General features: G+C 35.9%; 19 protein-coding genes and 1 tRNA gene. 1 reads left to right on the top strand and 19 read right to left on the bottom strand.

Going from position 1 to position 21,664, the window contains the following annotated elements:
* Positions 1-99: 99 nt before the first annotated feature.
* Positions 100-735 (top strand): hypothetical protein, encoded by a 636-nt coding sequence (locus tag HN643_05050; GenBank protein MBT7501005.1) that lies wholly within the window; start codon positions 100-102, stop codon positions 733-735.
* Between the two features lie 58 nt (positions 736-793).
* Here the strand turns inward: HN643_05050 and HN643_05045 are convergent, their stop codons facing one another.
* The 19 genes from HN643_05045 to HN643_04955 form a co-directional block, all read right to left on the bottom strand.
* Positions 794-2,593: a threonine--tRNA ligase gene (locus HN643_05045; protein MBT7501004.1), complete on the bottom strand. Its 1,800-nt coding sequence runs from the start codon at positions 2,591-2,593 to the stop codon at positions 794-796.
* Between the two features lie 59 nt (positions 2,594-2,652).
* Positions 2,653-3,114 (bottom strand): D-tyrosyl-tRNA(Tyr) deacylase, encoded by a 462-nt coding sequence (locus tag HN643_05040; GenBank protein MBT7501003.1) that lies wholly within the window; start codon positions 3,112-3,114, stop codon positions 2,653-2,655.
* Between the two features lie 476 nt (positions 3,115-3,590).
* The gene (locus tag HN643_05035; GenBank protein ID MBT7501002.1) at positions 3,591-4,736 is read right to left on the bottom strand and encodes a hypothetical protein; all 1,146 of its coding nucleotides are present in this window, start codon (positions 4,734-4,736) and stop codon (positions 3,591-3,593) included.
* A gap of 163 nt (positions 4,737-4,899) precedes the next feature.
* Positions 4,900-8,406: a DNA polymerase III subunit alpha gene (locus HN643_05030; GenBank protein MBT7501001.1), complete on the bottom strand. Its 3,507-nt coding sequence runs from the start codon at positions 8,404-8,406 to the stop codon at positions 4,900-4,902.
* Positions 8,407-8,562: 156 nt separating this feature from the next.
* Positions 8,563-10,539, bottom strand: a complete 1,977-nt coding sequence (locus tag HN643_05025) for a DUF4012 domain-containing protein (GenBank protein MBT7501000.1) — start codon at positions 10,537-10,539, stop codon at positions 8,563-8,565.
* 663 nt (positions 10,540-11,202) lie between these two features.
* Complete coding sequence (locus HN643_05020) at positions 11,203-11,655, bottom strand: hypothetical protein (protein ID MBT7500999.1); 453 nt, start codon at positions 11,653-11,655, stop codon at positions 11,203-11,205.
* Between the two features lie 538 nt (positions 11,656-12,193).
* Positions 12,194-12,604, bottom strand: a complete 411-nt coding sequence (locus HN643_05015; GenBank protein ID MBT7500998.1) for a hypothetical protein — start codon at positions 12,602-12,604, stop codon at positions 12,194-12,196.
* Positions 12,605-12,640: 36 nt separating this feature from the next.
* Positions 12,641-13,432: a glycosyltransferase family 2 protein gene (locus HN643_05010; GenBank protein MBT7500997.1), complete on the bottom strand. Its 792-nt coding sequence runs from the start codon at positions 13,430-13,432 to the stop codon at positions 12,641-12,643.
* Between the two features lie 80 nt (positions 13,433-13,512).
* Complete coding sequence (locus HN643_05005) at positions 13,513-14,493, bottom strand: glycosyltransferase family 2 protein (protein ID MBT7500996.1); 981 nt, start codon at positions 14,491-14,493, stop codon at positions 13,513-13,515.
* A 94-nt stretch (positions 14,494-14,587) separates the two neighbouring features.
* The gene (locus HN643_05000; protein ID MBT7500995.1) at positions 14,588-16,081 is read right to left on the bottom strand and encodes a glycosyltransferase family 2 protein; all 1,494 of its coding nucleotides are present in this window, start codon (positions 16,079-16,081) and stop codon (positions 14,588-14,590) included.
* Between the two features lie 107 nt (positions 16,082-16,188).
* On the bottom strand, positions 16,189-17,331 hold the full coding sequence (locus HN643_04995) for a hypothetical protein (protein MBT7500994.1): 1,143 nt from the start codon (positions 17,329-17,331) through the stop codon (positions 16,189-16,191).
* Between the two features lie 110 nt (positions 17,332-17,441).
* Positions 17,442-17,711 (bottom strand): hypothetical protein, encoded by a 270-nt coding sequence (locus tag HN643_04990; GenBank protein MBT7500993.1) that lies wholly within the window; start codon positions 17,709-17,711, stop codon positions 17,442-17,444.
* Between the two features lies 1 nt (position 17,712).
* Positions 17,713-19,146 (bottom strand): pyruvate kinase, encoded by a 1,434-nt coding sequence (pyk, locus tag HN643_04985; protein ID MBT7500992.1) that lies wholly within the window; start codon positions 19,144-19,146, stop codon positions 17,713-17,715.
* 97 nt (positions 19,147-19,243) lie between these two features.
* Positions 19,244-19,579, bottom strand: coding sequence for a DUF4870 domain-containing protein (locus tag HN643_04980; GenBank protein ID MBT7500991.1), 336 nt, complete (start codon positions 19,577-19,579; stop codon positions 19,244-19,246).
* Between the two features lie 29 nt (positions 19,580-19,608).
* Positions 19,609-19,986, bottom strand: a complete 378-nt coding sequence (locus tag HN643_04975) for a YraN family protein (GenBank protein ID MBT7500990.1) — start codon at positions 19,984-19,986, stop codon at positions 19,609-19,611.
* Positions 19,987-19,991: 5 nt separating this feature from the next.
* Positions 19,992-20,231, bottom strand: coding sequence for a hypothetical protein (locus tag HN643_04970; protein MBT7500989.1), 240 nt, complete (start codon positions 20,229-20,231; stop codon positions 19,992-19,994).
* Positions 20,232-20,414: 183 nt separating this feature from the next.
* Positions 20,415-20,500: transfer RNA gene (locus HN643_04965), tRNA-Leu, on the bottom strand.
* 49 nt (positions 20,501-20,549) lie between these two features.
* Positions 20,550-20,732, bottom strand: a complete 183-nt coding sequence (locus HN643_04960; GenBank protein ID MBT7500988.1) for a ferredoxin — start codon at positions 20,730-20,732, stop codon at positions 20,550-20,552.
* Between the two features lie 121 nt (positions 20,733-20,853).
* Entirely contained in the window at positions 20,854-21,663 is an 810-nt protein-coding gene (locus HN643_04955; GenBank protein MBT7500987.1) for a hypothetical protein, read from the bottom strand.
* Between the last annotated feature and the right edge of the window lies 1 nt (position 21,664).

Raw genomic sequence — 21,664 nt, 5'->3', positions numbered from 1 at the left:
TATTTTATGGAAAATTGTAAGACTACTTGACAAATAAATAAAAAAATGTAATAATGGTACAATTACGTAGTAAGAACCTAAACAGTCAGGAGGCAGATCATGTCACTAAGAAAAGATGACACTGTGATCACTGTCTCCTTTGGATCGCCGAAATCGCCATCTGAAGAAGACTGTGGGAAAACCAGCGTTACGCAAGTAATCTTCTTTGAAAACTTAACCACTCAAACAAAACTTGAGTCCAACCCTCAACCAGCGGCAGAGCCTCAAATGATTGAAGAATACCTAAAGAAGCTAGTTACTGGTGAATTACTCAATCACTATGAGATGGCTACAATTTTGAAAGCAATTGATCCACTCATAAAACTTTTTCCGGACCTTTCAGTAGAAGCTATTGAAAGAGTTCGTGATGAATTCAGAGGTGACCATACACCAAAACATTTTATCTTTGCCAAGCAAGAGTCGGAGCATTGGGACAATGCTCTTAGACAAGGTCACTCACCCATTCCTGGCTTTGACTTTCCAAAAGCACACGTTGTTTTTGAAAACAATGACCAGGAAAATCAAGAGACTCGGGTTACCTTTTTAAGGCCCGAGTACGAACACCCAGTACCGACAGTCAACATTTCAACTAAGTTGACCGATGCCAGAATTTTCTTCTTACTCATCGTGCGAATGTATCGATTTTACGACGAAAGTCAAACCGAGAAAGGAAAATTCCGCAAGGAGTCAAAATAATGAACAACAACAAAGCGAGCCCTCATACGGCTCGCTTTTCTAATTTTAAATTGTGTTATTAACTTTTATTCAAATTTTCTTCAACTATTTGATTAACAACTTCAGATAAATTTTTGGCACCTAAATCCCCCTCTGACCGTTTGCGTACAGCTACAGTTTTGTCTTTGACTTCCTTTTCTCCGACAACTAATAAATATGGGACCTTGGCTTTTTCTCCATTTCTAATTCGTTTCGGTAAAGAATCTCCATCACTATCCATTTTAACTCGGATCTTTTTACTTTTTAGTTCTTCAACCACCTCTTCTGCATAATCATTAAACTTTTCTGAAACTGGCAAAACTCGAACCTGCTCTGGTGACAACCATAATGGAAATGATCCAGCATAGTGTTCAATTAATAATCCCATAAACCGTTCAAATGAACCAAACAACGCCCTGTGAATCATAAACGGCCGATCCTCTTCTCCCTTGGAATTAGTATAAGTCATATCAAATCTTTCAGGCAGATTGAAATCAAATTGAATGGTTGAACATTGCCACTCACGGCCCAGAACATCTTTTACTTTGTAATCTAATTTCGGTCCGTAAAATGCAGCTTCCCCTTCTTCAATCTCATATTCAATACCAAGACCTTTAGCTACTTTTTCTAAAACCTTTTCACCCATTTTCCAATCTTTGGGATTACCCACATATTTATCTGGATTTTTTGGATCACTAACTGATAAATATATTTTATAATCCTTAAAACCAAATGAATCAAATATAAATTTAACAAAGTTTGCTACGCGAACCAACTCCGCTTCAACTTGTTCTTCAGTACAAATAATATGCGCATCATCCTGAGTAAAACCACGAACTCGAGTCAGCCCTGATAGTTCACCTGATTTTTCATAACGGTAAACTGTGCCACACTCTGCCCAGCGCAATGGCAAATCGCGATATGACCATTTATCTGCATTGTAAACCTGCATAGCGAACGGGCAATTCATTGGTTTAAGTAAATATTCTTCTTTTGGCCGATCAACTGCTTTGCCCTCTTGATATTCTTGCAACGTTTTACTAACTTCGAGCACTGGGAACATTGAATCATTATAAAAATTCCAATGTCCAGAAGTTTCCCATAACTCCCTTGATCCAATATGAGGACTTTTAACTAACTCATAGCCATTATCTAAATGCGCTTCATACCAAAAGTCTTCAATCAATCGCCAAAGTAGTGCGCCTTTAGGTTTCCACATTGGTAAACCAACACCAACTTTAGGATCAAGTAAAAATAAATCTTTACCAATTACTCGATGATCTCTTTTTTCTGCTTCTTCAAGCATTTTTAAATAATCTTCAATCTCTTCTCTAGTTTCAAAGGCTAAACCGTAAATTCGCTGAAGCATTTTGTTCTTTTCATCGCCTTTCCAATAAGCACCGGCCACTTTATGTAGTTTAAAAGCACCAACAGCTTTCGTTGATTCCACGTGTGGGCCACGACACATATCTACAAATACTTCATTGCCATCTTTGTCTAGGTTTTTGTAAAAGCTTATTTCTTTTTCACCCTCAGCTGCCAAGTCTTTAATCATTTCCAGCTTGTAGGGATTATCTTTGAGCTTTTTCTTAGCTTCTTCAATTGATAAATTAAAATGCTCAAACTTTTGATCTTTGGAAACGATCTTACGCATTTCCTTTTCAATTTTTTTTGAATCAGCTTTAGAAAATGAATCTTCTCCAAGATCAAAATCATAATAAAATCCATTATCAATAGCTGGCCCAATAGCTAATTTAGCATTAGGGTAAAGTTTTAACACTGCTTGCGCCATGACGTGACTTAAAGAGTGGCGCATTGTTTCAAGTTGTTCTTTGTCCATATTTTTTATTATCTTTAGTTATTGTTTAGAATTTAGAATTTTATGATTAAAATTTCCATCTACTTTTCTAAAAGAAAAGTAGATGGTCCGTCATTCACAAGCTTAACTTGCATGTAGGCTCCGAATTCACCTGACTCAGTTTTAATATTTTTAGATTTTAATTTACCGATAAATTGATCATACAACTCCTTTGCCTTTTCAGGCCCGGCAGAATTGAAAAAGTCAGGTCTTCTCCCCTTTTCGCAACTGCCGTACAACGTGAACTGCGAAACAACCAAAACTTCACCGTTAACTTCAAGTAAAGATTTTTCAAAATGCTTTACCTGCCCTGAGCCTGTCGAAGGGTCATCTTCAGCAAACACGCGCAGGTTAATTAATTTTTCAACTAAATAATCCACTTCCGCTTCTGAATCATCTTTTCCCACACCAAGAAAAACCAAAATCCCGTTATTGATTTGACCAACAACTTTTTTCTCGACTTCAACTGAAGCTGAAGTTACTCTTTGTATTAATAATTTCATAGCAAATAAAAAAGACTAAGATTTCTTAGCCTTGGGATCCCACTGAACGACAAGCCAAATTATCAGCCCGCCGTCCGAAGCCTCGAACTTGTCGAGAGGCGAAGGACGGTTCCACCCAAGTTCTCTAGATAAACAAACTCTAGAGCTCTTAATTTCTTAAATTGTCCTCACAAACTTAGTTGATGCTTTAAGAGCATCAAACCCTAAATTCTAATATCTAGACTCTAAATAAATTCAAATTGTCAAAACGTAAAATTCAAACTTAATTTTGATTATTTCAGAATTTAAATTTGAAAAATTGTTTAGGACTTAGAATTTCGTGATTAGAGTTTAACCCTACAAGGGCGTCTGGTTGGTAGCCAGACCAATCGTCTATGATTATGTTAAGTATAACATTATTAAAATGCATGTCAAACAAAAGAACGCTGCTCACACAGCGCTCTTTTTGTTATCAGTATATCTGTATAAATCAGTAATCACTTATTGGGATTCACAATAACGATATTCACATGATCCTTTAACTTTGGAACTTTCTTTACCCAGAATGGTGACAACTCAACAATGACTGATTCAACCTCATCAAAGCTGGCCAAATACAGCTCCACTCCCTTGGGACTCAAACCAACCATTTTGTCCTTGGCAAATATTTCATTATTAGCCTTGATAACAGAATCACCCTCAACATGAACCCTGATCTTAGCTGTTTTATTTTGATCGTTAAAATCTTGAACCTTATAACTAAGTTTTTCAACACTTAAACTTAATAAATCTTGCCCATCTGGCACAGCCTGTTGTAATCGATCTCCTGCCACCTCGATAATTTTATTTTGATCCAAGCCTATCAAAATCGCAGTTATTTTCAAACTAACTTCAAATTCATCTTGTTTAGCGCCCTCTTCTACATCAACTGCCTCTTCAATAACTTGCTTCGAAACTACCAAGGTTACATAATTACTGTTTGGTAACTGGCTTTCGAAATCCTTAATTGCTTTTTCATACAAAGTTTCAGTTAAACTTTCTTTTGCTTTAACTATATCAATTGACTTAACAACTTTAATAGTCTCGCCTGATGTTGAAATAACTTTTTTATTCTCAGCATAAACCTGACTTTGCAGACCTTCCCACAATCCAGGAATTGTAAACGTTGTGGGTTGAATCTCAGTAAAAGAATTTGGGTCATCGGCATATACATCCGCAACTAATTCACCTTTAGCTGGAATTTCTGCTCGATCACTCAAATGAAGTAAAATTCCATCTTGTGTTAGTAGCCGAGTAGTTTTAACTAAAGTTTGCGCTTCATCTCTATTATTAATCAAAACAACTTGCCCGATAGTATCACCCTCCAAAATTTCAGAACCCGTAGCTTCACCTGTGCCAATACCCTCTACTTCTGTTTCATGCAAAACTCCTTGCAAGATTTGATCTGAAGCTTGCCCGCCATCAGTAATCACATCGTACACAAAGTCTGTTTCAACTTGAGTAGCTATTGGAACAACCTTAACTACTGCCCGACTGGCCGAAAAATACAAAATAAAAACAACCAAAACTACAGTTGCTGCGACTAAACCAAAAATCATTTTTTTATAACCCTCCGTTACACGTGAATGTTTTTTTATATACATATAATTTATCCCGCCCACCCACCCCATTAGGGCCGCTGGCGCGGAGCCGGGCTCGAATACTCGCCCTTATTTTCACTATTAATCTACTTTATATATTTTGATAGTACTGTATGCCTTATCTGTAAATTCATTTTACTAGTTAATCGTATTTAAGTCAAAATAATTATCCCTGTAAGACTGCTTCCTTACCCAAGAGACTCTCTAATTTTACCCGACTTTCGTCACTAAGATCTATCAAAAAGTTAGTTTTTATTAACTTTTCATCAATTTTTAATATTACCTGATGTTTACCTGGGATAGCAATGAATAACATTTTTATTTGACTAGCGAAATCCTTGGTTGCACCTACTGGATATTTAACAATGACCTGTTTCTGCCCCAAACGTTTTAACTTTTCGTCATTGGTTGGCTGATTTTCTAAATCACTAATAACTAACCTTTCAGTTTGTTGGTTAATTGACCAAACTTTACTGCTTAATATTTTATTATCCCCATCCTTGTCCGATAAAGTGCCCTCGATCACCAAAATATTTCCCTCCTGCCAAATGTCTTGTTTTTCCATTGATCTATATAGTCTAGGAAAGATTAATGTTTCAATTGACCCCAACGAATCTTCAATTGTTACAAACAACATCGGGTCACCTTTTTTGGTAATAATTTTCTTGATAATTGTTGCCACACCACCTGTGCGGACAGTTATTTTTTCACCTCGCATTTGCTTTACCTCAGCAATGGGATAAATCAAGCTCTTGAATTTCTTTTCGTAATCAGAAAAAGGGTGCTCAGACACATATAAACCAAGGAATTCCTTTTCCCAAGCTAATATTTGCTGATCACCAAAATCCGGCGCATCACGCAAAACCAAATCTGGCAAAACATTTTCCCCGCCATTACTTAAACTAAAAATATTCACCTGTTTAGCTGACTTTGCTAATTCAACTTCCTTCATATACAACAAAAGCTTATCCACATTTTCCAACAAACTGGATCGACTGGCAAACAAGTCCAAAGCGCCACTTTTCATCAATCCCTCTAATGATTTCTTATTAAGCGCCTTGGTACCAACTCGAGATAAAAAATCTTCAATAGTTGTAAAGTTGCCATCAGTTTTTCTTTCATGAATTATGGCACTGGCCACACCATCCCCCACATTTCGGATAGCACTCATACCAAAACGAATCCTAGGATTTTTTTCTTTCAAAGATTCAGCCACTACTGCAAACTTTGAAAAACTTTCATTAATACTAGGTGGTAATATTTCCAACCCCATTTGTTTACATTCATCAATTTCAATAGTAATTCTATCCATGTTATTTTGATCTGAAGTTAACAAAGAAGCCATGAACTCAGCTGGATAATTAGCTTTTAGATATGCAGTTTGGTAAGCGATCAAAGCATAGCAAGCAGCATGTGATTTATTAAAACCATATTCAGCAAACTTTTCCATGCTCTCAAAAGTTTGTTTTGCTACATCAACTGGTATTTTATTGTTTTGACAACCTTCCAAAAATTCTTTTTTCATTTTTTCCATCAAATCTGCGATTTTTTTACCCATAGCTTTTCTCAAAGTATCCGCCTGCCCCCCAGTAAATCCAGCCATGTCCTTGGACAGTTGCATGACCTGCTCCTGATAAACGATAACTCCATAGGTGTTTTTCAGAGACTCCCTCATAATAGGATGCAAATAGGTTATTTCAGTTTCTCCATGCTTTCTAGCAATAAATTCATCAACCATACCGGAATTTAACGGTCCAGGTCGGTACAAAGCAACCATGGCAATCAAATCCTCAAATTCAGAAGGTCTTAATTGTTTCAAATAACGTTTCATACCACTAGACTCAAATTGGAACACTCCAGTAGTTCGGCCATTCTGAAATAATTTATAAGCCTTTTTGTTATTCAAAGGAATTTCATCGATGTCAATTTTTTTACCATGAATTTTGTCAATAATATCACAAGCTCTCTCAATGATAGTTAAATTTTTCAATCCCAAAAAATCCATTTTCAGTAAACCTAAATCTTCGACGGGGTGCAAAGAATACTGGGTAATAATTACGTCTTCCCGATCCCGAGCCAACTGACAAGGACAATATTCGGTCATTGCCTCTCGAGTAATAACTACACCACAAGCATGAGTGGAGGCATGTCGTGCTACACCTTCAAGTTTTCTGGCAAAATCAAGTAAGCGTTTAGCGTCATCACTAGTTTCATACATATCCTTGACCTCTGCAACTTTACTAATCACATCATCCAGTTTCATTCCCATGGGAATTAATTTCGAAATCTGATCACAAAAGGCATAAGGCATATCCAAAACCCGCCCCACATCTTTTACTGCTGCCCGAGCAGCCATTGTTCCAAATGTAATAATTTGGGCCACGTGATCATGGCCATACTTTTCTTCTACATAATGAAGAACTTCATCTCGACGCTCATCAGCAAAGTCAATATCAATATCAGGCATAGAAATTCGATCTGGATTCAAAAATCTTTCAAACAATAAGTCATATTTTAGTGGTTCGATATTTGTTACTCCCAGCAAATATGAAACTACACTCCCTGCAGCCGATCCCCTTCCCGGCCCAACCACAATCCCTTTACTTCTAGACCAATTAGTAAAATCCTGTACGATCAAAAAATATGAGGGATAACCAGCGCGTTGAATAACGCCTAATTCATATTCCAAACGATCAATTACCTTTTGTTCTTTTTCCGTCAACTTCTCTTTTTTGGGATCAAAATAGTAACGCTTGGAAATTTTGTCATAACAAAGGTCTTTTAAATACTCAAAATCCGTTTTTCCTTCAGGCACTTCGTAGTACGGCAATTGAATATCACCCAAAGGAATTTCTAAATTACATTTTTCTGCTACTTTCAAAGTATTTTCTACAACTTGCGGATTGCTACGAAAATTATCAAACATCTGATCTGAAGTATACAAAGAAAAATCTTCTCCTAAATAAGACATTCGGTCCGTATCGCTCAACCTTTTCTTGGTTTGCAAACAAATCAGAATATCATGAGCTTCTGCGTCTTCACTATTTAAATAATGACTATCGTTCGTGGCCACTAGATTTATATTTAACCTTTTTCCCAACTCGTACAATTTATTGTTTACAATTTTTTGTTCTGGAATGTTAGGATGGTGTTGCACTTCTAAATAAAAATCATCTGGGCCAAAAACGTCCTGATATTTTTTTATAATTTCTTCAATTTTTTCATCATCCAATCCACGAGTAATCGCCTTTGGAACTTCTCCAGCCAAACAAGCAGACAATCCGATTAAACCTTTACTATATTTCCTTAAAATTTCCCAATCAATCCTGGGCTTATAATAAAAACCTTCCAAATGAGCGAAGGTTGTTAGTTTAATTAAATTTTTGTAGCCTTCAAAATCTTTAGCTAATAATACTAAATGAAATCGCTCTTCACTTCCTACCTCTTTCTTTTTTCGGTCACTTGTAATATAAGCTTCAACTCCAACAATTGGTTTAACTCCGGCCTTTTTGCATTTCTGATAAAATTCAATCGCGCCATGCATTACCCCATGATCGGTCAAAGCCAAAGCAGGCAAACCTTCTTCTTTTGCTTTATTTACTAAATCATCAATTTTAGTTAACCCGTCCAGCAAACTGTAATGGCTGTGAACGTGGAGTGGGACGTAACTCATGGAAACTTAATACTTAAAACTTAATACTTACTTAAAGTATTTTACCACATAAACCCAACTTAACCAAAACATCACTTTATCCACCAATTACGCAACAAATTCATTGTTTTTGCAACAAAAAAAGACCTAATGATCTTTAATTTATAATCTTAAAACTTACTCCAACCAAACCGTATAAATCTGATCAGTGGTGATAACCTCGACATGTTTCAAATTTCTACCGATATTATCCAAATTATCTTTTAACCAACTAATCTTTTTGTCGAATGTTAAATCCAACTGTAAATTCAACTTAGGAATACCAGCTTGTTTTTGCACCATTAAATTATACTCACCATCGTCAACATACTTTTTGATCCGAGCGGGTAATTTGTATTGCCAACTAACCACACGCGAAGTTTGCGGTTCAACTTGAAAAAACAAACCATAAGCAGTTTTGCCGAACTCCTGATAAGTGTCAACATCTTCATCCAAGTTCACTTCTGTATTCCCAACTTTAACGGAAATTAATTCACTACCTTCTGGCACATATAATCTAGTATAAGTTCGATAACGAGTTGTTTTCCAACTAAAAGTTCCCAGATTTTGATAATTCACTCGAGTCGTAGCAATTAAATCATGATTATCATCAACATCAAGACCATATTGAATAGTTCGATCCATGACTGAATCTGTTTTCAGAGCTGCTAAATTAGCATCAACCAACATTAAGTAATCACCAGCATAACCCTTGACCTCTCCGGCCCAACCATTTTGCATTGCTAAATTTTGCATTTCATCATCAACAAAATACAACTGAATTTGTTTTTCTTTAACTTGATTGCTAACCATAGCCAACAAATCGTTGAACTGGCTCATTGGAGCAGTATACAAACGTTGAATTATTTGTTCACCTAAGTCACCGATTATATCTTTACGATCAGCTTCAGAAATACCTTGATCATAATATCCAAATTCTACTTGATATTGTAATTGTTCCCAGAAATTACCCTGATTAAATAATAAATCTTGAATTGTAAAATTGCCTAATATTCCGATCAGCTTCTCGATTACTGTGGGCGTTATAGCAATTACACCATCAATTTCTTCTTTTCCACCCTCCTGATGATAAAACCAAGTTGCTTTTTCTGCTGAAGTTGCAAAATCTGGCCACCAATTACTATCACGAAAATACCAGTGATCTTGATTCATATACTTTTCAATTGGTTCTGGTGGTTTAATATCTAACTTTCCTTCAACTAAACGATCCAAATTATATGAATTGTCTGTGAAAAATTCCACAATTTCGGCATTTTTGATTTTTAGGATTCCGTAAGTACCAATAAATCCCCCACTTGGTCGCATTTCCCTATTATTTTGTAAAATAAATAAATAAGTTTTTTCTTCTGGATAACCGGAAAAGGCTGGTAGCAACTTTGCAACAGTAATTAGGCTGTCAAAAGCTTTCTGAGTTTTTGGTAACTTGCTTCGTAGAGGATTTACAACTTTATTAAAAACAAATAATGGATTATGTGAATTTATTGCTGCCAACTTCTGACTAATATCATTTAAATCTTTTTGAGTAGCAATTAAGTCTTCAGTTGAATCAGACAAAGCCTGCAAAACGGCACCTTTTTGTTCGGGTGAAATATCCTGCCAAACGATTTTATCTGTATGCAATATAGTTTGTATTTCTAAACCCTTTTGGGTAATGTTTTTCAGAGCACCTGACATAATCTGACCGATTTCAACAATATCCTGCGCCACTAAAAGCTGTTCTTTTACTAAAGCACTACGAAAAATCGCTGCCTGACTTGTTAAATCTAAGGCTTGCCCAGCAATCTTAAAATTATTTTCTGCCATAGCCAACTCATCTATTGCTAATTCAAACTTTTGTTCTTTGATCAAACTTTCCGCAGTAACTAAATGATTTTGTCCTTCAATTCCTTCAGCGTAAACCGTTTTTAATGAAGCATAATATGGAGTAATAGAAATTCCTGCAAATACCGTAATTAATATAACCAAGATTAAACATAATAAAATTGCATACGGAATCAGCCGGATGGGAATTAAAAGAATCTGACCGACTGTTGAAGTATGTTTTTTGTAATTCGATTTTTCAGGCTGGATAAAATTTTGTTTTTCGCTATTCATCTGTGTTCACTTTTAAATTTAATATTTCAACCTCTAACTTGTTTCATTATAGCAATTTTTATACTAAAAAAATAGATTGAATTAACAAAGTAAAAAGACTCGACGATGTTGTCGAGTCAGGTCACTGAAAGCTGTGAAATGGAAATGGGAAAGTGCATCGTTAAATCGTCTGTGCTTGTAATCATAAGTCTTCGTCCTTTAGACTTTTGAAGTAAGACTAGAAACCATAGCTTCCGCCAGTTCTTGGATCACAATCACCAAAAAGGGTATCAAACAAGGGGCACTTCCCCCTTCTAAGACGTTCTGAATCCTCTTTTTGATAATCGTTTACAACAGACAAGACTACTATTCCTCCCAATAGTCCGCCAATGACACCAACACTTCTCGATGCGGTTCTTACGACAACCGTCGTGGGAGGCTGGCAAGAACACATTCCGAGTAAAACGAACAACAGCAACAGTTTTTTTAGCATCGCATCTCCTTTTGTAAGATGATACAACTATCAGAGACGAGCGTCTCTGTATATATATCATAGACCAATTGTTTTCTATTTGTCAATACAAAAATCATCTTTGTTCATCAAAAACTTTAAAAGAAAAAACCCGACAATGCTTGTCGAGTTCTTTCACAAACGTTGTTGTGAAAATTTTTACTTCTGGAGATCTAGATGTAGATCACCATCGGCATCAAGATGACTGCCGGCAGGAGGTAAACTAAGCACGTCGCCATCGCGGTGCGAACGGTGACGAACGACGGGCGATCACGCCAATAGACGATCACACAACCGACGGTAGCAGCAACAAACAGTACCCAGATGGCAGTGAAGTAGATTCCTACTCCCGATCCCAACATCCGAAAACCGTCCTGCACGATCATGTCCACCAGGAAGTTTCCAACTAAGATTGAGAATCCCGCCATCGCGCACATGAAAAGCTTAGGCGCTACGGTCCGATCTTCACGATCCCGAACTATCGCCACGGCGAAACCACCGAGAAGACAACCAAAGAGGGCGACCAACTTCGCGTTGAAAACAACCTCGCTGTTCAAACCAACGATAAGCGAGATCAAGGACACAACGGCCATAATACCGAAAAACCACATCATTTCCTTCTTCATTTGATACCTCAATTTAATGGTTAAACAACTATCAAAGATCAACTGTATATATTATAGCACAGACTTAGTTAAATGTCAAGTAAGGCTAATGATTTTGGCTAATTTTACAATACTTACAGAAAAAAGAAAGACCCGGCAATGTCGTCGAGTCTTTGTGGTTTCACTTACTACTAGATAACTTTGGCTTGATCAACTTCTCTCAATCTTCTTCTTTTTCGTCAAAGTCATCCTCAGTCAACTTGTCGTAAACTACTGCGGCAGCTATCACCGCACCGATTAGTACTAATCCTGCGCCAGATTTTGCCACAGGCTTAATCACCGTTACAATGGTCGTTGGGGATGGTCTGCAGGAACACAGAAAAACAAATAGAAGCAGCAGAAGAATTTTTTTAATCATTCTAAACCTCATTAAAAAGATTAATAAAACATTTCTTTCTCTCTCCTCTGCCTTGCTACCACTAGCGTAAAATAAAAACTCGACTTTGTCAATTCATAGGAGAATATTAAAAAACTGAACGCATTACGTCCAGTTATTATTTTAACGTTTAAGGAAAAAAAGTTCAAACTCAACCTGCTTTTCCTTTAAATATTTTTCAAAAGCTTCAGCAATTCTCATAACTTCTTGACGAGCGCTTTGACTATGATGATCTCTGAACAACAATGCTCTTTTTTGACCATACCGCCCAGCATCATCGAAGAAATACATTTTACACCAGGCAAAAAGTTTGCCTTCAATTTCAAACCCATAAATTCCACCCTCGGAATTCCAAGGCATAGAAACAACGTCATCAATGGAATACCGATGTACTTTAGGATCACACCATTGCATGAACTCTTGAACCAGCTTGATTAGCCAAGCTTTAAACTCCTCTTCTGTTCCTTCAAATTTAAATTCAAACAAAGCTTGAGAATCTCTTTGTTCAACGGGCAGTTCTTTACCGTATTGCATTCTACCCCTCCAATGTCAAGTGTTATGTGCTATGTGTTACGTGTTTTTGCGCCATTTCAACATATATTTCAGCCAACTATAAATATGAATACGAGTCAATTTACTAAATAAGGACTTCATACCACCCTGATCAGCGGACTGCCGACGATGTAAATGCACAACTTCCACTTCAGGATGATAAACGACCTGGTGACCAGCTTGTTTAATTTGACGACAAAGGTCGGTATCTTCAAAATACATAAAATAACGATCATCAAATGCCCCGATCTTATCAAGTACCTCTTTTGGCGAAACCCAGCATGAACCCTGTATCCAATCAACTTCTCGAGTATCATTGTGATCCCAGTCGGTCATTAAAAATCGATCAAGTTCTTTTTTCGCCCAAGGTAATTTACCCAAAAAAGTTCTGCGGTACATTGGGGTAAACAATTTATGCCAACGATAACAAGTATATTGCAATGTACGATCAGGATTTAACAATCGTGGTGCTAACAAACCAATTTCTGGTTCATTCTTTATATGATCAACTAATTTCTGCAAAGAATCTTGAGAAACAAAGATATCCGGGTTCATTACCATTACATGTTTGCCTTGTGCATTTTTTATGCCAACATTATTACCACCACCCATACCCAAATTTGCACCAGTCTGAATAAACCTAACCTGAGAAAAACGCTCTTTGATTAAATCTTCAATCCCGTCCTTCGAATCATTATCAACAACAATAATTTCATAAGGGAAATTTACCTCAGACTCTAAAAGGGCCTTAACACAATTCTTGATTAAGCCCCTCTGTTTGTAATTTAAAATTATAATTGATAATTCCATGATTAAACAAATATTAAAAATTGATATTAAACAAATATTTAGACAACTAATGTAATAATATTTGCGCAATATTCAAATTATTAACTATTAAACCAATCACTCAACTCTTCATCCTTAATCTTCTTATTCTTCCAAATTATTTTGCGTTTCAATTTCAATTGTTTCCAATTTCTTATAACCTGAATCCAGGCTTTAAGATTTTTTGTTTCCAATAAAAATACATAGAAAAATTTTACCAGTTCATACAGAAAAACACGTAAACTTAACTTTGGTAAACATTTTATCAGGAAAAATATATGATTACGATAAGAATAAAAATTAGCAAACTGTGACTTTCTCCGTCGGTTACTGGCAACCTGCAATTTGGTCATTTTATCAAACGGAATCGTAACTGTACGATCATGGTAAGCAATCCCACCAGGAACCATCCATGCCTCCCAGCCCGCCACCTGTAAACGAAACGCTAGATCAACATCTTCTTTGTAGCTAAAAAATGATTCATCAAAATATTCTTGTTGATACCTTATTTCTTCCAATGCTTTACGTCGAAAAAATGGTAATGCTCCAGAAATGCCAAATACTTGTTTCTTCAAATCGTACTGACCTTCGTCCACCTCCCCGCTTCCCATATCAATTACTCTAAAATTCTTGAATATTTTTAAACCAATGGTATCAATATACTTAGTCTTTTCACCGTCTTGCCAACGATATACTTTTCCAGAAGCCACTCCCGCCATGGGATTGTTATCCATAAACTCTACTAACTCCTGAACAAAGCCTGGCTCCAAAACAACATCCTGATTCAAGCACAAAACATAATCAGATTTGGTCCAATGAATCGCTTGATTATGAGCTTTGGCAAAACCCAAGTTATCTTTATGTTTAATAACTTTTAAATGCGGATATCGTTCGTTGATCAATTCTAAAGTATTATCCGTTGAACCATTGTCAATAATAATTAATGAAACATCCTTAAAAGTTTGCTCAAGTACAGACTTTAAGCAACTTTCAATATATCTTGCTCCATTCCATGTGACTAAATTGATTGAGACTTTGGACATAAAAATGATTACTGATCTTTACTGATATACTGATTAAGTAAACAAAACATATATGATGCTAAATAATCAGTAAATCAGGACGTTCAGTACTCAATTACCTTGACTTAGGTGTTACCCAAAAGCCAAGATGATATTTTTTTGGTAGAAGTAAACGGGTTTGTGATTCTGTCGCAGGAATTGAACCAAATAATATTATAGTAACAGGCAATAGAATCCACTGTAAAAACATTACCAAATATTTCCACCGGGAATGACCACTTGGCCTAGGTGGTAAAATAAACAAACTAACAATAGCAGAAAATAAAATTCCAATCATAGCTGCTCCCATTAGCTTCTCCAAAACGAATGGCGCATTTTGTACAATAACTGAAGCAGAAGAAGCGCTCCGACCAGCTACCCAAAGTGGAAGCCGACCTAAAATTAAAATTATGATTGGTGCAGTTGCCCAGGAGTACATTCCTTCTGTTAAATTCCAGGTGTACTTTAATTTTTTAGTCCAAGCGATTTTTTTATTATGTCTGAACTTATTCATCATGTAAGGAAAATGTTCAACTCCCCAAGCCCAACGTCTTTGTTGTTTATATAAATTCTGAAAACCTTTCCAATAATTTTTATCCATTACCGTATCCATAGAAACTGGTACATACATTGGCTCCACTGCATAATCGCCATCGTACTTAAAAAAACATTGTAAGAAAATTCTAGAATCATCAGTTACAATATCTTTTTGCCAAAAACCTACGTCAACTAAAGCCTTGAAACTCATTGAATGGGAACTAAAAGTGTACAATCGCTCTGGCCGCATCATATCCATTAATAACCAAAAGATAGTGCCAAAGGCAGTTACTCTCATTGCTGCTGGTGCCTCCCAAATATTATTATTGTAATTTACTGCTGGCTGATAAGATACCCTCATTGGCTTTGGATGCGTTAGATATTTATACGCTAAATGCGCAAAATATTCTTTGTGAACACAAGTATCTGAATCAAAATAAGACACTATTAAATTTTCATAAGGAATTTTCAGTTCATCAACTAGCTCTTTTGATCGATGCCCCATCCAATTCGCATTAGCACCCTTACCTTTCATTTCATCAGGCAATCCATCTGGATGAGTTGTCGCTAAAAATTTAAAAAACTTGTGACCAAATTCTTTTTCTATCTGCTTTGCCTTGGGAATAAAATCATCGGCAATTCTACCTTCACCACCCAAAATAACTATCATCTTTTCTCCAATATAATTACTATCAGTCAAACTTTTGAAAGTAGTTCGTAAAACTTCTAAAGGTTCGCCATAAGTTGGCAAATAAATAATATGATAAATCCGCTCCCAGTTTGGTATTTTCTTGACCTTGGCTAACCAGTCAAGTTGTACAATCTTACGATATTTAAAATATGACATGGTCGCATATAAAATGAAATGCAAAACGCGGAACAGCCAATACAAGTCAAAAGCTATAATAAAGTAAATTACCCAAAGTGGCTTAACAAAAGATAGTGCAATGGACAAAACAAAAGTAAGCCAGATCAGTCCGCCTGGCACCATTTCGTAGAATCGAAATAATTTAGTTCTAAGGACTTTTTTCATATTATTTACAATAGAATATCATAAAAATCAGAAATAATCAAGCAATGAATTTTCCTAAATTTAGAACAAAAAAGCTGGACAAATACCAACTTTTATTACCTTATATACTAAATAACTAAATCATAAACAGTATACACAATACCTAGAGCAAACATTAAGATTAATAACCCTCCGATAATCTTAAATTTAGGTAAATGAAACTCTGGTTTTCGATCGCCAGACTTTTTAGCCTTCCAATACATTAGAACTAAAATTGTTCCTGATAAGCCAAAAGTCAAACTACCAGCTATTCCCATAATGTGAATAAAGTCACGAGCACTGATCAGAAAAATGATCATTGGAATAGATACGACTGATAACCAGGCTGTCATTTTGGAAAACTTAAAATCAAACTGGAATAATTCTTTCATGGTAATGCCAATCGTCAAAAAACTGGTGCCCATAGCAAAAAAAGCAAACAAGTTACCAAAGACAATCATTGACTTACCAATTTTTTCTCCCAAACCAATTGTGGCGACTTCTGTTGTTAGTATCCCGGTTACACCAACAACTATTAAAGCAAATAAAGAATAAATAACAATTGGAATTATACTACCAACCGTAACAGCACGCTTAACTTTTTTAGGATGCTTACGTAAAATTTCTCTAAGTGGAACAATCGAAGCTGCTCCACCATAAGCAAACAAGATCACGCCATAAGGAACAAAAAGATTAGAAAAGTCGGTATACACCAGATTATTTATACTTATATGCGATGAACTCAATCCAAATATAACGAGGATTATTACCAAAAAAATTGCCACCATCCACAATTCAAAAACTTTAACTAAGTTTAAACCTACCAAAAGGATTAGAGAACATACTGCAAAAAATATTAAACTATAAACAAATTTATCTCCACCAAACAAAGCTGCCAAAACCTCTCCCTCACCAATCATGTAAGCTGTCAAAGCTCCATAACCACCAATTAATGACGCTAAAACTGCAACCCGATAAGCAAAGTTACCTAAATATTTTTTTGCATATCCAGCAATCTGATGACGAAAACGAGTACGTAGGACAACTTCACAAAACATCAAGTTCATAAGTAAAGCTGCCAAACCTAAAACAATTAACATCACAAAACCCAAACCAAAACCAACCTGAGCAATAACAAAAGGCACACCTAAAATACCAGCACCGATAATGGTGCCTATTAAGGTGGCAACTGCTTCACCAAAAGCAAATTTTTCACGTATAAACTTATTCATAACAAATTACCAATTTATACTAATATTCAGATTCAACGTGTTAATTCTAAATCAAATTTACGTTTCTATTTTTGTAGATCCGTACATCCGCACAAATCAGTAATCTTAACTTAATGGAAATGGCACATATACCCGACTGACTTTTGCGATGTAATTTCTTTTTTTTGAGGAACAACTGGTAGTTTTATGTCCTCAACATCAGTTATTTCTTCCAAAGCACCTCCACGAATTATACAACTAACCTTTTGTATCCAAGATGGTTCAAGTTCATAATACTCAATTCTTTCCGGTGATTTTATATTAGAATAAATAAAAAACATGGCCGTAATTACAGCTATAAAAAAAAATAATATCAATAAATAACGCTTCTGCCATTGCATATCACGAAACTTCTTTAACTTCAACTAAATTAATTTTCCCACTCTTGCCAACTGGAACACCAGCTACAACAATCATTTTATCATTTTTCTTTGCCTGTTTAGTCAACTTAAGATAGGTCTCCGCTTTTTTTATTATTGCTGGTAAATCCTTACAGCGATGTAACACAAAAGGTATTGCGCCCCAGGTTAATTGCAACTGTCGCTGTACTCGATGATCTTCGCAAGCAACAAAAATGGGCAACTCTGGACGGTAACGACTTACCACCCTTCCTGAATGTCCACTAATAGATGCAACTAAAATTAATTTAGCGTTGATTTGATCAGCCAAAGTCTTGGCTAAGCTACTAACCGCATCGCTAGTTGACTTGATCTGCTTTATTTTATGTTTGATTACTAAATCGTCATAAGCTGACTGCTCTGTCTTTTCAATAATCTTACGCATATATTCAACGGCCTTGACTGGATACTTGCCTGCAGCAGTTTCACCCGATAACATAACTGCGTCCGTGTGGTCAATAACAGCATTTGCTACATCACTTGCCTCTGCTCTGGTTGGCCGAGGATTATTAACCATAGACTCCAACATTTGAGTAGCCACAATTACCGGTTTAGCAGCGGTCAAACATTTATCAATAATCATTTTCTGCATTAATGGTACATCTTCAGCAGAAAGTTCAATCCCCAAATCGCCACGCGCTACCATAATGCCATCAGCCACAGCAATTATTTCATCCAGATTTTCAATGGCCTCCTTTCTCTCAACTTTTACAATTATCTTGATTGGATTTTTGGATTTTATTTTTAACTTTTTTTCATACTTTGTTATTAAGTCTTTTAAATTGCTCACCTCTTTAGCATTGCGAACAAAAGACAAAGCCACAAAATCAACTGCGTTTTTAATTCCAAACATTAAATCTTTTTTATCCTTTTCCGACAAAGCCGGCACAGTAACATCAGTGTCAGGCAGGTTAATCCCCTTGTGAGAAGTAACCACTCCACCAGCTTGTACTTTGCAATAAATGTCCTTTCCTCTGACCTTAGTCGCCATCAATTCAATCACACCATCTGCAATCAAAACTCTTTGGCCCGCCTTGACATCGCGGTGCATGTTTTTGTAAGTTACTGGTATTTTCTTTTTATTTTTCTTAGTATCCGTTGTCAAAATAATTTCTGAACCTCGAACTAAATTAATTCCTTTTTTCGGTAAATCACCTAACCGAATGCGCGGACCTTGTAAATCTTGCAAAATAGCCACTGATTGTTTTACCTCTTTTGCTGCCGAACGGACCAAACGTAAAACTCGACCGTGGTAAGCATGGACATTATGAGAAAAATTAAACCGCGCCATGTTCATGCCGTTGCGTATCAATTGCTTTATAATGGTTTTCTTGTCTGACGCTGGGCCTAGGGTACAGACAATTTTTGTTCTCTTCATATTATAGGAAAGAGGGCTAAAAAGGCGAAAGAGGGCTAAAGAAGGTAACTTGTGACGTTCTCACTTTAGTTATCACCTTTATCACCTTGATCTTCTCTCAAATGTTTATTTTTTTACTGTAGTCATGAATGATTGGCGCTTTCCACCACTCGCCATTCCAAGCTTTGATTACACCGATAACAGAAATAATCAGGAAGGCCATGCTAGCAAATAACCAAACCATTTGTCCTAAGATTGGAATAATATTTATAAATGAAACGATTACTTCAACAATAAATAAAACTAATCCCTGCTTAGCATGAAATTGCACATATTTACTATCTTTTTTCGCTAATAATGGAATTAAACATAATATGCCTAAATAACTAATGGCTGCTAATAATTTGTTGTCTTCAATGTCTTTGGCACTGTTTGGTACGGTTGGTTGATCCATATAATTATACTAGTTTATTGTTAAATAATTTAACAATTTAATTCGATATTTTCAAAATGAATAAATTTTGGTATTAAATCCATGACTTCTACAACCATAATGTCAAAGCGTGGAAAATAGTCATCGTATTTTTCGTTCAATGTACAAAACTGATTTATAGCTTTGGAAATTTTTTGTTTTTTTGAATAATTCACGGCTTGTTCACCATAACCATAAGCTTTACTGGTTCTGGTTTTGACTTCCACAAACACTACTTCTTTATCTTTGGCTACAATCAAGTCTATTTCAGCAATAAGTTTTTTGGATTTAAGATAATAATTTTTATCAACTAATTCATAGCCTTTATCAACATAAAACTTTGCTGCTAGATCTTCCCCCCATTGGCCAAGTTGTTTTTTTGAACTCATGTGCGTTATCCAAAGAAAAAACTAAACAAACCTCCAAAAAAAGCAGCGTGTAGGTTTGTGACAACTAAAAATCCTATCAAAATCACTACAATACCGAACATTTTATAAAATGATTTACTACCGCCCATAAACATTTTTTCCGCAAAGCCTAGTGGCCCAATGAATTCATAAAATGCTCCTGGTTTCCAGACCATTAAATAACCTACTGCACAAACAATCAAACCAACTATAATTCTAACTAACATAAAATATACGCAATTAATAATTATGCAATTAAATTATACCATATTTATGCTTATATATAAAAAATTTATCAACAAAAAAAGAATCTTATTTTTAATAATAAAATTCTTATGGTGCCCAGAGCGGGACTTGCCCGGCATTCGCCGGGCAGCCGGCGCATGCCGGCTGAACCCCTGTTTACATAGTGGTGCCCAGAGCGGGACTTGAACCCGCACGCCCCGGAGAGCCATGGCCCTCAACCATGTGTGTATACCAATTCCACCACCTGGGCAAAAACAAAAACAGCACCCTCTAGTGCTATTTTTGCATATTTTTTAAAATTATTCAACAGTTATACAGGCAACCGGACAAGCGTCGTTAGCTTGGTTCGCCATTTCTTCTTTGCCAGTCAAATCACCAGCAATTACTTCAGCTTTACCGTCAACCATTTGAAATACTTCACCAGCAATAGCTGCGCAAGAGCCACAGCCGATACAGGTTTCTTTGTTTACTTGAACATTCATAATAAGTGATACGAATAAACCTTCATACGAATGCCGCTAATATGCGAATCTGATATCCTTAATATATTCGCTTATTCGCATCATTCGCATCCTGAGTAAATTCGTATTATCATTTTTTGTTTTAATTAATATTTTTTTGTCTACCCTTCCCGACAATCACCTGAAATATTTTCGGTTCGATTTCTACAACAACCGGTGTTTTAATTATTTTATAATTATCTAAAGTCACGGGTAAATATTCGAAGCTCTTAATTTTGAAATCTGTTCCCTGAATAATAGTGTCGATCTTTGGCTGAGGTTGTTTTTGGCTAAACCAGGCTCTTTTATTTACCTTTGACCTGATAACCAATTCAACTTTATTATCTTGAGCGGAAAATTTCTTCATTTTACTTTCAGTTTTTCTTTTCTCATTCGGAAAGTAAAAATTATTGACCTCAATTTCTGCACAATCAGCCTGTGGTACAATTTTATAATTATCTTTTTCTACACTTAAGCGATCTAGGTTTTTATTAATTTTCAAATTGGCAAAAAAGTATTGTTCGCCCACCTTCCCTAAATCAAATTTAACAATTGTACGAGCTGCAATCACTTCACAAGCAGCATCTTCCATTGGTAAGCCTAAACACTTAGCAATATTATTGCCTGGGCCAACAGGAATCAGTCCTAGTGTAATTTTATTTTTGGCAATTATATTAACGACTTTAAGAAACGTCTTATCATTACCAAGAACAACGACAGTTTTTACTCCCCGCTTGGCTTCATCGTTAATTAATTCATCAACACTTTTAAGTAAGGTCAGTCGTTCGTGTTTTCCCTGAATTTCTAAATCTAACAACCTGGTCTTGATACGATCAATTGTTTTTTCGTATTTTTTATCACCTAAAAATGTGTCGTAAATGTAATAATACATACAGCCTGTAGCATGTAACATC

Source organism: Candidatus Falkowbacteria bacterium, from assembly GCA_018674305.1.
Lineage (GTDB): Bacteria > Patescibacteriota > Patescibacteriia > UBA11705 > JABHMO01 > JABMRF01.
The sequence above is the reverse complement of the archived record's forward strand: the minus strand, read 5'-3'. Positions and strand labels throughout refer to the sequence as shown.